General features: G+C 50.7%; 14 protein-coding genes. 7 read left to right on the forward strand and 7 right to left on the reverse strand.

What is annotated here, in order from left to right; translation table 11 throughout:
- The first annotated feature begins 1 nt into the window (after position 1).
- From B9Z32_RS10525 to B9Z32_RS10545, 5 genes are all read left to right on the forward strand, one after another.
- Complete coding sequence (locus B9Z32_RS10525) at positions 2-988, forward strand: zinc-binding dehydrogenase (protein ID WP_108421377.1); 987 nt, start codon at positions 2-4, stop codon at positions 986-988.
- Positions 985-1,965, forward strand: a complete 981-nt coding sequence (locus B9Z32_RS10530; RefSeq protein WP_108421378.1) for a tripartite tricarboxylate transporter substrate binding protein — start codon at positions 985-987, stop codon at positions 1,963-1,965. Before B9Z32_RS10525 ends, B9Z32_RS10530 begins: the two co-directional genes overlap by 4 nt.
- A gap of 150 nt (positions 1,966-2,115) precedes the next feature.
- Entirely contained in the window at positions 2,116-2,346 is a 231-nt protein-coding gene (locus B9Z32_RS10535) for a hypothetical protein (protein ID WP_108421379.1), read from the forward strand.
- A 152-nt stretch (positions 2,347-2,498) separates the two neighbouring features.
- Positions 2,499-3,371 (forward strand): alpha/beta fold hydrolase, encoded by an 873-nt coding sequence (locus B9Z32_RS10540; protein ID WP_108421380.1) that lies wholly within the window; start codon positions 2,499-2,501, stop codon positions 3,369-3,371.
- On the forward strand, positions 3,368-4,582 hold the full coding sequence (locus B9Z32_RS10545; protein ID WP_108421381.1) for an MFS transporter: 1,215 nt from the start codon (positions 3,368-3,370) through the stop codon (positions 4,580-4,582). The genes B9Z32_RS10540 and B9Z32_RS10545 overlap by 4 nt, the downstream gene beginning before the upstream one ends.
- Here B9Z32_RS10545 and B9Z32_RS10550 read toward each other — a convergent pair.
- The 5 genes from B9Z32_RS10550 to B9Z32_RS10570 all read right to left on the reverse strand — a co-directional run bounded on the left by B9Z32_RS10550 (position 4,563) and on the right by B9Z32_RS10570 (position 9,713).
- Positions 4,563-5,147, reverse strand: coding sequence for a thioredoxin family protein (locus B9Z32_RS10550; protein ID WP_146179481.1), 585 nt, complete (start codon positions 5,145-5,147; stop codon positions 4,563-4,565). The genes B9Z32_RS10545 and B9Z32_RS10550 overlap by 20 nt on opposite strands.
- The gene (locus B9Z32_RS10555; protein ID WP_108421601.1) at positions 5,131-6,279 is read right to left on the reverse strand and encodes a hypothetical protein; all 1,149 of its coding nucleotides are present in this window, start codon (positions 6,277-6,279) and stop codon (positions 5,131-5,133) included. The genes B9Z32_RS10550 and B9Z32_RS10555 overlap by 17 nt, the downstream gene beginning before the upstream one ends.
- Before the next feature lie 183 nt (positions 6,280-6,462).
- On the reverse strand, positions 6,463-8,616 hold the full coding sequence (locus tag B9Z32_RS10560) for a TonB-dependent receptor (RefSeq protein ID WP_108421383.1): 2,154 nt from the start codon (positions 8,614-8,616) through the stop codon (positions 6,463-6,465).
- A 140-nt stretch (positions 8,617-8,756) separates the two neighbouring features.
- Complete coding sequence (locus B9Z32_RS10565; protein ID WP_108421384.1) at positions 8,757-9,245, reverse strand: copper chaperone PCu(A)C; 489 nt, start codon at positions 9,243-9,245, stop codon at positions 8,757-8,759.
- 114 nt (positions 9,246-9,359) lie between these two features.
- Positions 9,360-9,713: a DUF2946 family protein gene (locus B9Z32_RS10570; RefSeq protein ID WP_233248246.1), complete on the reverse strand. Its 354-nt coding sequence runs from the start codon at positions 9,711-9,713 to the stop codon at positions 9,360-9,362.
- A 44-nt stretch (positions 9,714-9,757) separates the two neighbouring features.
- Here B9Z32_RS10570 and purT point away from each other — a divergent pair, with 44 nt between their 5' ends.
- Positions 9,758-10,897 (forward strand): formate-dependent phosphoribosylglycinamide formyltransferase, encoded by a 1,140-nt coding sequence (gene purT, locus B9Z32_RS10575; RefSeq protein WP_108421386.1) that lies wholly within the window; start codon positions 9,758-9,760, stop codon positions 10,895-10,897.
- A gap of 60 nt (positions 10,898-10,957) precedes the next feature.
- Here purT and B9Z32_RS10580 read toward each other — a convergent pair whose 3' ends face one another.
- A complete protein-coding gene (locus B9Z32_RS10580) occupies positions 10,958-11,593 on the reverse strand; it encodes an NAD(P)H-dependent oxidoreductase (protein WP_108421387.1) in 636 nt (211 codons plus the stop codon).
- Positions 11,594-11,670: 77 nt separating this feature from the next.
- On the opposite strand from B9Z32_RS10580, the gene B9Z32_RS10585 reads away from it, so the two are divergent.
- Positions 11,671-12,867 carry an MFS transporter gene (locus tag B9Z32_RS10585; protein ID WP_108421388.1) on the forward strand — a complete coding sequence of 399 codons (1,197 nt, stop codon included), beginning with the start codon at positions 11,671-11,673 and terminating at the stop codon, positions 12,865-12,867.
- Here B9Z32_RS10585 and B9Z32_RS10590 read toward each other — a convergent pair.
- Positions 12,854-14,455, reverse strand: a complete 1,602-nt coding sequence (locus tag B9Z32_RS10590; protein WP_108421602.1) for a GMC family oxidoreductase — start codon at positions 14,453-14,455, stop codon at positions 12,854-12,856. The two genes, B9Z32_RS10585 and B9Z32_RS10590, sit on opposite strands and share 14 nt — an antisense overlap.
- Between the last annotated feature and the right edge of the window lie 125 nt (positions 14,456-14,580).

Raw genomic sequence — 14,580 nt, forward strand, 5'->3', positions numbered from 1 at the left:
AATGAAATCCTACTGGATGCACATCGACGATGTGCCAAACCCCATCGAATTGCGCGACGCTCCCATGCCTGTTGCGGGGCCTACTCAAGCCTTGGTCAAGGTTCATGCTGCAGGCTTGAACCGAGGTGAGTTCATCAAAGGCCACGGTCTTCATGGCAGCCAAGGGGCCAAGGCCATCGGCATGGAAGCTGCGGGCGAAATCGTGGCTGTGGGCGACAAAGTCAATTCAATGTCCTCCTTCAAAGTGGGCGATCGGGTCATGGCTCGTTGCGGTGCAAGCTTCTCCGAATACGCACTCATGAACGTCCAAGAAATGATGGCTGTACCAGATTCGCTTTCGTGGGAACAAGCCGCCAGCATTCCCATTACATTTTTGGTCACCTATGACCTGTTGGTGCAACAAGGCAAACTCAAATCGAACGATTGGCTGCTCATCAATGGCGTATCTTCTGGCGTGGGCGTTGCCTCATTGCAAATGGGCAAAGTACTTGGTGCCAAAGTCATTGGTACTTCAGGTTCGCAAACCAAACTCAATCAATTGAAGCCACTTGGTTTGGACTTGGGCATTTGCTCACGATCTGCCGACTTTTACGCAACTGTCATGAGCACCACTGAGGGCAAAGGCGTTCAATTGGTTGTGAACACAGTCGGTGGCTCTGTTTTTGAAGAAAGCTTCAAGTGTCTTTCTTTTCAAGGGCGATTAGGCACAGTCGGGTATGTTGACGGTGTCTTGCATGCACCTTTGGACATTGAAGCTCTTCATGCCAAGAGACTCACCCTGTTTGGTGTCTCCAACAAAATGCGCTCGCCCGATCAGCGAGCTGAACCTGTGCAAGGATTCATCAAAGACATCTTGCCTGCATTTGCAGAAGGCAAAATTCACGCGTGCATCGATTCAGTCTTTGAATTCAAAGACTTGGAAGGCGCCAAAGCTCGAATGGAAAGTAACTCTCACGTTGGAAAAATTGTTTTGAAAGTGATCTCATGAAAACTCAATACCTTTTGTCTATTTTGTGTTCCTCTGCTTTGAGCATTGGCTCGTTGGCCCATGCCCAAACGCCTGCAAACTACCCCAACAAACCAGTCAAGATGGTGGTGGGTTTTGCGCCCGGCGGTGCCGCTGACTATGTGGCTCGCAACATCAGCGATGCCATGGGCAAGTCACTGGGTCAATCCATTATTGTGGAGAACAAAGCAGGCGCTGGCTCCAGCATTGCTGCTGAAGCAGTTTCAAAAGCAACGCCCGATGGTTACACCATATTGATTGCAAGTCCTAGCAGCATTTCAGTCAATCCTGCCCTCAACGCCAAGCTGGGATATACACCCAAAGACTTATTTCCTGTTACGAAAATCACTACTTCGCCCTTGGTCGTTGCAGCCAACCCCAATGCGGGTTTAAACAGCTTGACTGAGCTGGTGGCCAAAGCGAAGAAGGCACCCGGCACCATCAATTACGCCACCTCAGGCAACGGTTCAGCACCCCATTTGGGTGCCGCCTTGTTTGCTCAAATTGCAGGCATTGAAATGACGCACATTCCATTTCGAGGTGGTGCACCTGCCGTTCAATCGGTGGTGGCTGGCGATACACAAGTAACCTTTGGCACGCCACCCTCTGTGTTGCCCATGATTCAGGCTGGTCGACTCAAGGGTTTGGGTGTGAGCACCAAAGAAAGGTCTGGTTTGGTTCCTGGCATACCAGGTTCTGCTGAAGCAGGTTTTCCCGACTATGCCATTGAGTTTTGGTATGGCATTTTCTTGCCCAATGGAACACCCCCAGCCGTTGTGAAAAAGATTTTTGATGCTGCTCAATTCGCCATGGCACAACCCAGCGTGAAAGCGGCATTGGCGCGCGAAGGCACTGATGTAGATGTATCAAAATCACCAGAACAATTCGCAAGTTTTTTAAATGAAGACTCTAAATTTTGGGTCAAACTTGTGAAAAGTGCTGGCGTTAAACTGGACTAAATTGAGCAGTTACATAGGGCAACATTAACGCCAGTGTTGCCCTAAAGTTGACATAAATAATTAAATATTTCGGTCAACAAGTGTGTCTCCCCTGCCGTTGAATGATCACTCCCGATCGGTGGAGTTTTCAAACAACATGAAGGAAACATCATGACTAAACTTCTCGCTACCTTGATCATTGGCGCTTTCTCAGCAGCTGCATTTGCCTCCACTCCAGCCACCACACCTGCAGTAGCTACAGCTGCTGCACCTGTCAAAGCTGAAGCCAAAGCCGACGCCAAAGCTGTGGCAAAAACAGAAGTCAAACCAGAGGCCAAGACCGATGCCAAGAAGGCTGAAAAAGTAGCCAAAGAAGCGGCCAAAGACGGCGCTAAAAAGTAATCTTTGCTTCTATGGCGTCAGCGCATTAGCTTGTGCTGACGCTATTTTCTTTGGCGGCCTAACAAAGCTCGAATGAGTGGTTCATAAGCTAGCCGCCAGCATTTGCATTCAATGTGCGAAAATGAGTTTTTATTAGGTCATGAAAGTACGCATTGAATCTTGCTTTAAATGGGCAACTCCAAACCATTGCCAGTGGCACTGGTCATCTTTGCGCTTACGTTAAAGGGCAAGGTCGCCCTCTCATTTTGGTACACACCATCAATGCCGCCGCCAGCGCTGCTGAGGTCAGGCCTGTTTTCGAATCTTTAAGCCAGCACAGAACGGTCTATGCCATCGACCTTCCAGGTTATGGCAATTCAGAACGCGCCGATCGCTTGTACACACCGCGCCTCATGACCGACGCCATTCACGACTTGGTTAAACACATCCAAGCCGTTCACGGCCCCCAAGCCATCGATGCGTTAGCTGTTTCTTTGTCATGCGAGTTCTTAGCACGCGCGGCAGCTGAGCAACCCACACATTTTCAAACCCTCTCGTTGGTCAGTCCAACAGGTTTCACTGGCTTAAAACTCAGACAAGCTCAAGAAGGAAAAACTTATGGGCTCAACTGGCTTTGGAAATTGCTTCAGGGTCCAGGCTGGGGCCTGTCAATTTTCAATTTACTCACTCGGCCCAAAGTGATTCGGTATTTTTTAAAGAAAACTTGGGGCTCAGACAACATTGACGAAGAAATGTATCGCTATGCCGTTTGGACCACGCGACAACCTGGCGCGCAACATGCACCCCTGAGCTTTTTGTCGGCCCAACTCTTCAGCGCAGACATTACCAACATCTACGATAAATTAACGCAAAAAGTTTGGATGAGCCATGGGACGCGTGGTGATTTTGTCGATTACCGTGGCAAACAACGCTATGCCAATTCACAAAACTGGTGCTTCACCGTCTATGAAAGTGGTGCTCTGCCCTACTTTGAAATGCCTGATCAATTTTCAATAGACCTGCTTCAATTTTTAAACAAAACATGAAACTCTTTTCCAGCATGAATCATCCAGGTGTTTGGATGACGACGCTCATGGCCTCTACCATTCTCATGATTACCATGGGCACGCGCCAATCTATGGGCCTCTATGTCGGCCCCCTCAACACCGATACTGGCTTGGGCATTGTGAGTATCAGCTTGGCTATGGCCATTGGTCAATTTGTGTGGGGAGCGGTTCAACCTGTTGCCGGTGCCTTTGCCGATAAATACGGGCCACGGCCTGTCTTGTTGTATGGCTTGCTCATCTTGGTGGTGGGCACCGCCGTCACACCTTTTGTGACCAGCCAAATGGGCCTCATTCTCACCATGGGTTTACTTACTGCCATAGGTTCAGGAGCATGTAGCTTTTCCGTTTTGCTTGGCGCTGCAGCACAGCGCATGCCGGCAACATCACGTGGTACGGCATCAGGCATCATCAATGCTGGTGGTTCTTTTGGACAATTTGTCTTTGCGCCCATCATTGGCAAACTCATTCAATGGGTGGGCTGGATGGGCACCATGTGGTCCATGGCAGCGGTGGCCTTATTGGCCATTCCTCTGTTGAACAAACTCACCAATGACACCCACGCCCCCAGCAAAGCGCCCGATCCAGAGGGTGGCTTGAAAAGAGCCGTCTCGGATGCCATGCGCAACCCCAGTTACTTGCTGTTGCACCTCGGATTTTTTACCTGCGGCTTTCACATTGCTTTTTTGGTCACGCATTTGCCCACTGAAGTGGGCTTGTGTGGGCTCTCCCCTAGCGTGGCCAGTTGGTCGTTGGCCCTCATTGGTCTAGCCAACATTGTGGGCAGCTTGTTGGCAGGTTCGTGCGTCAATTTGTACCGAAGCAAATACGTGCTGGCTTTCATGTACGGCTCGCGCGCTGTGCTCATTGCCCTCTATTTGGTGGCACCCAAAACAGAATGGACTTTCTATGCTTTTGCAGTGGGTCTAGGCTTAACTTGGCTGGCCACGGTGCCCCCAACGGCTGCATTGGTTGGTAAACTTTTTGGCATTCGATACTTGGCCACTTTGTTTGGCCTCACATTGCTGTCACACCAAATTGGCGGATTTTTAGGTGCTTACTTGGGCGGTCTGGTGTTCGAGGCCAACAATGACTACCAGTGGATGTGGTGGGCAGACATTGGTTTGTCTGCCTTGGCGGCCCTCATCAATTTGCCCATCAAAGAAGCGCCTATTAAGGAAGCCACCGCTTGAGCATTTCAGGCGATGGTGGGCCAATGACTTTCTGCGCATTGCCTTTGGCATCAATCATCACCACATAAGGCGTGACATTGGGCCAAGCAGGGTCAACCGACTGTCTGATCTCTGGTTCGAAGCCATCGAAGGCATACATCTTGGTAATTCCCTTGAAGTGGCTGGCATGCCTCAATGCTTTGGCACCACTGGCATCCATCATGACGGCCATCAATGGAACAGCCTGTCCTTTTTCTTTCACCGCATGGTGAAGGACATCAAAGGCTGCAGGGCAAGTGCTGCAATACGTCGTGGTAAACAAATAGGCGGCTGGCCTAGGTCCAGATTTCAGCAGCTGGGCCCAAGATTTTTCGTGGAAGGTCTCAGTTGAACTTAGCTTTCGAGCGCTAACGCTTTGACCATTGACTGTGTTGTGTTTGGGGTCATGCTTGTGATCTTGAGCTTTCAAATTTTGGACCACAAACAGAGGCAACAACAAAGCAAAGCAGAGATAGCGCTTGAACATGAGAATCCGTTTGAGTTGTGACGTGTCCATGTTGCGTGGAAGATTATTGAGAAACATCATAAACTTTGATCTCCTTGGTATCACGCCACACCACCAGCATTTTTTCTGCACGCTGAACCAAGCGAGGATGGTCATTGGGGCCCTGAGTTTGACCCAAAACTTTCACGCTGAAACTCTGGCCTTCGTCTTCCGATATCCAAGCCTTGAGGGTGCTTGTACTGCCATCGCTAGATCGCCAGGCCACAACCACGCGTTGCTTGTATGAGAGAACATCTGCATGCTCTGCTCTGGGGTCAGGTATGGCTTTAAGCGTATTCAACAGTGGCTCGCCTGTGGCACTCAAGCGTGCGTATCTCACACCCGCCACGTCTTGCCCGTCTTGTTTGCGAATACCAAACCAGACCATGTAAAATCCTGTTTGCGAGGTGTTCGAAGCCAGGCCAGGTCCGTGGTGAGGACACGCATTGATTTGCCAATTGTCAAAGGTACTTCTGACTGGGATTTTGGTTTGACCTTGCGCAGTTGACGAAACAGTTGAAGACGCTACCGGCAACAAAGCAAAACCATGATCACGAGTTTGCTCACCAAACACATGGCGCCAAACCGCAGCTACTTTTCCATCTGCCGTATTGCTCATGGCAATGCGGCAGCATTCACAAGAATGATCTGCCAGCTTGTAATCAGGGCCAAATGTGGCACCACCGTCTTTAGAAACGTTGCCATATACGGCCGCACCAATGTATTTGGGGCCCACTCCTTTTGGCGGTAAGTCGCGCTTGTCAATCCAGAGCGTGTGCAAATTGCCTTGGGCATCAAAAAGAATAGATTCGAAACGATGCGTAATTTCTTGCCGGTCTTGGTGCACTGTGAAAGGTGCAGAGAAGCTTTGACCGCCGTCTGCACTGCGAAGCATTCGAACAAAACCGGTATAGGGCTTTGGCAGCGGCTGCGTATAGGTCACAACAGCCCAGCCGTTAGGGCCAAAGGCCATTTTGGGTCTAGACTCTCCGTCTGCAGCAATTTCATCTTGCTGTGTGTTCAATATCACAGGCGCTGACCATTGCCCCAAGGCTTGCGCTGGCGAAGACTGCAAGAACATTTGGCCCCGATCATTCAGGCCCACCACCCACAATCTGCCATCGGGTGCCAAGGCAGCCCCTGTAGCCAGTTGAATGCGCTTGGCATGTTTCATGGGTTTGTTATGCGAATTGGCATTATGCACATTGGCACTCTGCGCATTTGCATTTAGCGCTGTGCATATTCCCAGCAACAGCAGCCCGACGGCCATCCCATTGACCCATGTTTTGTTCAAAAATCGCATTGAAATTCCTTTCAATTCAAAGACACACCAAGACATTCAATATGTAAAGCCACATCAAGCGCCAAAAGACTTGCTCAAGCCAAGCATGACACTGCGCGGTGCACCCAGTTGGTAGGTGTTTTGCGTATTGGGCGAGTAAGTACCCGTGCCTCTGTAAGAGCTTGAAGCGCTATCTGAGTAGCGCTGGTTGGTCAGGTTGCGAACTTGCCCCCAGACCTCCCAACCGCCTTGCAACTTCTGACTTGCATGGACGTTGAACAAGGTATGCCCTTCGTACTTCACCGTGTTGGCATCGTTCATCCAATAACTGCCCTGCTTGATCATGTTCAGTGCAATGCGTGAGCCAGGCGCAAACTTGTAGGCTATCGCTGCATTGATCGCATGAGATGGCGCCTGCCTCATGGTTTTGCCAGAGTAGTCTTCTATCGCACCCACTCTATCACTCACCTTATAGCTTAGGTAGGTGTGTTGAGACCAAGTAGCACCGAAGCGCCAATCCAATCTTTTCCCCTCTTGGCTCAATGCAACTTCTAGGCCTTCACTGCGTGTTTGACCCGCATTTTTGTTGACACTGTCACCCACAGCAGGGGTATAGCTCACGATGGTGTCTTTGCCATCCAGCCTGTAAATAGCGGAGTCAAGCTTCACACTGCCATCGAGCAAAGCAGCACGCCAGCCCAACTCGGTGTTGTCGTAGACCGAGGGTTTTAAATCGGGCACGCTAGTTCTGGCATACAACTGACTCACCTCGGGTGGCGTGAAACCTTGGCTGAGGTTGCCGTAAAAACTGTTGCGCGCATTCAGTGCAAAAGTACCGCCCAGCTTAGGGGTGAAACGGCTGAAGCTTCTCACCTCGTTGGCTGCACCATAGTTGCTACCAGGTGTTAAGTTATTTTTGAAATCGTAAGAAATACTGTCGTAACGACCACCACCCACAATTCGCAAATTGTCCATGGGTGCAAATTCAAATTGCGCAAAAGCTGCGTTGTTAGCGATGTCGGCGCTGTAATTGCGAACGCCAGATGGATTCCTCACGCTGTTGAGCGCGTAAGACATGTATCGACCAGTTGCAACATCGCGCGTGATGGCCAGATTGTCAGACACATAATCGTTTTGACTGCGATCGATGGTCAATCCAGAAACCAATTTGGCTTTGCTCCAATTCAACTTTTGCTCATGTTTCACATCCAAACCCAATGACTCAACATGGTTGTTGTTCAAGGTGCCTCTGCAGACTGTTCCCGCACAGCCAGTGATGGTGTAATTGGGCAATTGACCGTGGTCATTTTTGCGAGTAAACGCCGTCACAGTGGTCAAGCCACCTTTTGTGGTTTCACCTTCCCAGGCCACATTGGCGCGTGAGGCAACGTCTTTGCGCCAAGTGAAGGTATTCAAACTTTTTCCGATGCTGTTGCGGTAGTCTGTTTCAAACAAGCTGCCTGGCGTTTCCGTATCTAAATTTGTCTTGATAAACGAGGCACGCATCCAAGAAGTGGCAGACAAGTTGTAGTCTGCCCGCAATGAAAACGAGTCCTTGCTCCCGCCGCTGTATTCTTGCCAGTTTTGACTTTGCCGTTGCGAGCTGTAGTGAGAGAAACGCAAACCCAAATCACCCCAGCTATTGCTGGCACCGGAATCAACACGGGCAAAGCCATCCTTGTCATCAATGCGCATACCCAAATAGCCTGTAGGCGTTTTCGACGCACGTTGAGTTAAGAAATTGATAGCGCCGCCCACGGCATTGCTGCCATAAAGTGACGACGCAGCCCCCTTCACCACCTCGATGGCTGAAGCAGCGTTCATGTTGTTTTCATTCAAAGCGTTGTGATTGAAAACGCCCAGGGGACGAATGGGAATACCGTCTTCCAAGTATTGATAAACCGCATTGGTGCTGATCGGCTGGCGGATGGACATGCTGTGCTGCTCATTGCCCAAGTCGTTCCAAAACACTCCTGGAATTCGATTGATGATCTCCCCAACTGATTTTGCTTTTTCCTCATCCCACTGGGCACGATTGACCACGCCGATGGATGCGGCTGTTTCAGAAAGTTTGGAAGCCGATCGAGAGCCCGACACCACGATGGTGTCGATGGCCGTTGTTGAGTTTTTGGCGCTTTGTGTTTGTGTTTGAGCTTGGGACAGTAAAGGAGTACAGCCCAGCAGATAGGCCGTGCAGGCCCACGCAAGTTTGTTGTATTGAAAAGTCATGTCATTTGTTCGCAGGTACTTAAGCAAACTCCAGACGGCGCTAATTCAAGCCCGCCCAAAATTGACTTAAAAAATGGAGGAAGCATGGCTGAGGCAGGCAAATCACCCGCCTGACCATGAAGACGACCAGGGTCGTGGGTTCAGTGCTTCATGCCCGAGTGACCGCCATGAGGCGTGTGAGCCGGCGCATGAGCGGGCGCGTTCATGTTGCGAGCAGGTGCTTTGACTTCAAGAGTCTGGCGTTTGCCATCCTTGGTCTCAAATGTGAGCGTCAGGGGCACTGCGTCGCCATCTTTTACTTGTGACTTGAGATCCATCAACATGACGTGATAGCCGCCAGGCTTGAGTTCAACCGCTTTGCCCATGGGCAAGGCCAAACCATCAACAGCACGCATTTTCATGACGCCGCCTTCCATGGCCATCTCGTGAACTTCGACAATACCAGCCGCTGGGGACTTGGCACTGATCAACTTGGCATCTTGCGCAGATTGCAACTTCATAAATGCACCCGTGGCTTTTTGCTGCGGCAGAGTGGCGCGAACCCAGGGTTCAGATACAGTCACTTGAGCTGATGCGGCAAAAGTGGCCAAGGTCAAGGACAAGAACATCGACAATTTAAAACGCTTCATGAGAATTCTCCGTCTGTGAGATGGCTTCTAGGGCCACACTCTATGAAATAAACACTGAACTTGTTTGTTTTCAATGCAAACCAACAGGTCTGCAGAAAAACAGTACGTGAAAAATCAGACGGAAGGGGGACCACGCGATGGCAGTGGCGGCGCAGTGCGCGATGCAATCAGTGCAGCGGCAATGGGATGAAGAGAAAAAGCCAATGGGCTGAGGTGATCAAAACCGTCAGAGCTGGTTTGCACTGGCACACCCACCGGTGCGCACAAAGGACAGTCCATGTTGGAAGACAGCGTGTCGTTGGCATCCTCATTGCCTGCAGCCACCATTTTCATGCCACCCGCACTGGAACAAACCATTTGGGTTTCAGTGGGGTTCAGAATGGGAGATGCAATGGCCACGCCTATGAAAAGCGCAAACCACACCAGCACCAGGCGTGCAATGAATTTGTGGCTTGTTGCGTTAGTCATGTGGCGTATTATTACTGAAGTCATTTGATTAATTCAATAACTTCATGAAAAAAATACTACTTTTAGGCTCAGGCGAGCTTGGCAAAGAATTCGTCATCAGCGCAAAGCGTCTAGGTTGTTATGTCATTGCCTGTGACAGTTATGCCCAAGCACCGGCCATGCAAGTGGCCGATGAATGCGAAATTTTCAGCATGCTCGATGAAGTGCCTTTGCGCGCGGCTATTGCCAAGCACAAGCCAGACTTGATCGTTCCTGAAATTGAAGCCATCCGAACAGAAGTTTTGCTGGATGTCGAAAAAGAAGGCTTTGAAGTCATTCCCAGCGCCCGCGCCGCAAATCTCACCATGAACCGCGACCGCATTCGCGATGTTGCGGTTGGGCTTGGAGTTCGCACAGCCAAGTTCAACTATGCCGAGTCAAGTGAAGCCTTGTTGTCGCAAGCCAAGGCCATCGGCTTTCCGGTGGTGATCAAACCCGTCATGAGCTCTTCTGGCAAGGGTCAAAGCGTTGCCAAAAGCGAAGCTGACATTCAAGCCAGCTGGGAATATGCCTGCGCAGGCATGCGCGGTGACCGCAAGAAAGTCATTGTCGAAGAATTCATCAACTTTGAATTTGAAATCACCCTGCTCACCATTCGCCAACGCTCTGGGCCAACTTTATTCTGCCCACCCATCGGCCACGTGCAAGAACGAGGTGACTATCAATACAGTTGGCAGCCTCAAGCCATGGCACCCGATTATTTGCAAGCAGCGCAAGCAATGGCTGAGAAAGTCACAGCCGATTTAGGCGGTGCTGGCTTGTTCGGCGTGGAATTTTTTGTCACGGCTAAAGAGGTCATTTTCAGTGAGCTAAGCCCGCGCCCTCACGACACCGGCATGGTGACCTTGATTAGCCAAAACTTAAGTGAATTTGATTTGCATGCAAGGGCTATTTTGGGCCTTCCCATACCCTTCATTCAAGCGCATGAAGGAGCTAGCGCTGTGGTGTTGGCCGACCGGGAAGGCAAAAATCCGAGCTTCTCTGGCGTATCAGCCGCCTTGCAAGAACCAGGCGTTGATGTCAGAATTTTTGGCAAGCCCACCACGCGTCCATTTCGGCGCATGGCTGTTGCTCTGGCCCAAGGCGATCACGCCTTGCAACGAGCACGCGCCGCCGCTGCCAAAATTAGTGTGCATGTTGAATAAAGCTCGCGCAATAAAAAAGGCTCTGACACTGAGTGCCAGAGCCCTACTTCAAAGTAAGTCTTATTTAACTTCAGTGATGAAGTTTTCGGTGGTACGGCGCACCTTCTTCATGTTGACCAACCAATCTTTATCGGCTTCCCGATAGCCCAGTGGCAACAACACAGTGCTGCGCAGACCACGAGATGCCAAATCCAAAATTTCGTCGACAGCTTTTGGATTAAAGCCTTCCATGGGTGTGGCATCAACCTCTTGCTCAGCCGCTGCAATGAGCGCGGTTCCCAAAGCAATGTAAGACTGCTTGGCAGCATGCTGGAAATTGACCTCAGGTCCTTTGGCTGGATAGTTCTTGAGCAACATTTGACGATAGGCCTCAGCACCTTCGTTCACAAAGCCACGGACTTCATTGTTGTAGTCAAACATCATGTTGATGCGCTCGGCGGTGTAGTCGTTCCAAGCGGCAAACACCAGAAGGTGTGAGCCCTCTGTAATTTGGGCTTGGTTGTTGGCCGCCGCTTGAATTTTGGTGCGAACATCTTTGTTGGTGACCAGAATGATTTCGTAGGGCTGCAAACCACTTGATGTAGCGGTCATGCGAATGGCTTCCAAAATGCGTTGTACTTTCGCTTCAGGGACAGCCTTGGTGGGGTCCATTTTTTTGGTGGCATAGCGCCAATTGAGGGCTTGAAGCAAATCCATGATGAGGTTTCCAATTTTTTTAAACAGCCTCAGATTTTAAACCATTCATCTGCACAGCCTGCGGTTAGGATTGACCCATGTCAAACTGGCTCCCACTGATTGCAACGCTGTTTATTCAGGCCATGGTGGCAATGGCGTTGCTCAGTTTGCCTGTGATGGCTCCCATCGCTGCCAAATCTTTGGACGTTTCACCCACCTTGGTGGGCATTTACATATCACTCACCTATGCGGGTGCGATGTTTGGAAGCCTCACTTCTGGCACAACGGTGAACCGCCTCGGACCCATCCGCGTCAGCCAACTGGGCTTGTTGTTTTGTGCCTTGGGTTTGAGCTTGTGTGCAGTGCCCTCATTGCCAGTGATTGCAATAGGCGCTCTTTTGATTGGTTTAGGTTACGGCCCCATCACCCCTGCCAGCTCCCAAATTCTGGCTCGAACCACCAAGCCTTCCCAAATGGCTTTGGTTTTTTCTATCAAACAATCTGGCGTTCCCTTGGGCGCCATGATGGCGGGTGCCGTCATTCCCACACTCATGCTCAACATCAATTGGCAACTGAGTCTGATTGCAGTTGCCTTGGCCTGCTTGATTTTTGCCGCTTTGTCCCAGCCCTTGCGCCCATCTTTGGATGATCAAAGACAAGCGGGCTTGCCTTTCGAACTAGGCACTCTGACAAGGCCAATTCGCATGGTGTTGGGTCATCGCACTTTGGCCACCATGGCCGCTTGCTCCTTCATGTTTTCAATGGTGCAACTCTCACTGACCACTTACTTGGTCACCTATTTGCACGAAGATCTCAGCTACGGCATGGTCAGCGCGGGGCTCTTGCTGTCAGTCACTCAAATTGGGGGCATTGGCGGTCGCATTGCATGGGGCGTCATTTCGGATCGATGGCTAGGGGCGCAAAAAACGCTCATGCTGCTGGCATGCCTCATGGCCTTGAGTGCGCTGGTTACAGCCCTGCTCCTGCCCCAATTGCCACTTTGGGCAATTTGGATCACGCTAGTGGTCTTTGGAGCATCTGCCATTGGATGGAATGGTGTTTATTTGGCGGAGGTAGCACGTCAAGCACCCGAAGGCCAAGCCGGCGTCGCCACAGGTGGCACCTTGACATTCACATTTTTGGGAGCGGTCATTGGCGCGCCTATTTTCGGCATGCTGTCTTCCTTGTTTGGCACATACCAAGCAGGCTTTTTGGCCTTGGTTGTGACTTCAAGTTTATGCGCTAGCGTGCTCTTCAAATTGAAAAGCACACCACGCTTTTCTAGCCCCGCATAAGGTCAACCGCCTTTTCTGCAATCATGAAGGTGGGCGCATTGGTGTTGCCTGTCACCAGCTGGGGCATTACTGAAGCGTCAATGACTCGCAATGATGACAATCCATGCACGCGAAGTTCGGCGTCCACCACAGCCAGAGGATCTTGCACAGGTCCCATTTTGCAAGTGCCGACTGGGTGGTACTCCGTATCCGAATGGTCTTTTAAAAAATCTCGAATTTGGCCAGGTTGGTTGTGATCAACCTCGTACAACATCTCACCCCGATAGGCATTTAAACCGGGCGATGCCATGACCCTCAGTCCCAATTGTGTGGCCGTCACAAGGGTCTCAATATCATCAGGGTGCTTGAAAAACGCCGGGTCAATGAGGGGCTTGTCCATGGGATTGCGACTCGCCAAAGTAACAGTACCACGGCTCTTGGGGCGCATGAGGGTGACATGCAAGGTATAGCCATGTCCAAGATGCATTTTGCGCGCGTGGTCATCGACAATGCCCGTGCAAAGCGCCAATTGAATATTCGGATACGCTGTGTTTCCCTCGGTAGACACAAAGCCTTGTGTTTCTGACACGTTGGAAGTGATCCATCCTGTGCGCTTGGATCGCCACTCTAGGATGGACTTGACCAAGTTCACAGCGCCCTTCAATGAAAAGCCCATGGCCTCATTGATTTTCGAAGTTTTGTAAATCAAGACCGTGGTGATGTGGTCTTGTAAATTTTGTCCAACCCCTGGCAATTCATGTACCAAAGGAATGCCCAAGTCTTTTAGATGGTCTGCAGGCCCCACGCCAGACAGCATGAGCAACTGGGGGGAACCAAAAGCACCCCCAGACACAACAACTTCTTTGCGCGCACGAACTTCGTGTGTCACGCCATTGACGAAGTACTTCACGCCAATGGCGCGCTTGCCTTCAAACATGATTTGCGAGGCATGCGCTTGCGAAATAACGTGCAGGTTGGCTTGATGGCGGTGCGGGTCTAGGTAAGCACGTGCTGCATTCCAACGCTCTCCATTTTTTTGAGTAACTTGAGCAGGCGAAACACCAAATTGTTGCGCGCCGTTGTAATCTGGATTGAAAGGAATGCCCTGCTCATTGCAAGCCTGAATAAAAGCTTGATTGAGAGGGCTGGGACTTCTCAAATAGCAAACATTGACGGGCCCATTGACGCCGCGGTAAGCGTTTTCACCAAAGCACTCGTTGTGTTCCGATTTTTTGAAATAGGGCAACACCTCTTGGTAGGACCAGCCCTGGTTGCCAAGTGCAGACCAGTTGTCATAGTCAAGCGGATTGCCGCGTGTGTAAACCATGGCATTGACAGAAGAGCTGCCGCCCATCACTTTGCCGCGGGGTTGAAAACCTTTTCTGCCGTTGAAGCCTGTTTGAGGCACGGTCTCATAGCCCCAACTGTTGATCTTCAAAGAAGATGTGGCAGCAAATCCGAGGGGGGCTTTGACAAACACAGAATCGTCTGGGCCACCTGCCTCAAGCAAGCACACCGATGTGTTCAAATCTTCAGACAGTCTGCCGGCAACACAACAGCCTGCTGAGCCGGCACCCACAATCACATAATCAAATTCTTGCTGATTCAACACAATCACCCTGGATTTCTCGGCGAAAACAGACCGCCTTCAGCTGTTTATAAGTGAATCAAATGCAAGCGCCTAGGGGTAATACCCTGTTCATTTCACGGGCAAGCGCCATACTTGGGTCAATC

Source organism: Limnohabitans sp. MMS-10A-178, from assembly GCF_003063375.1.
Lineage (GTDB): Bacteria > Pseudomonadota > Gammaproteobacteria > Burkholderiales > Burkholderiaceae_C > Limnohabitans_A.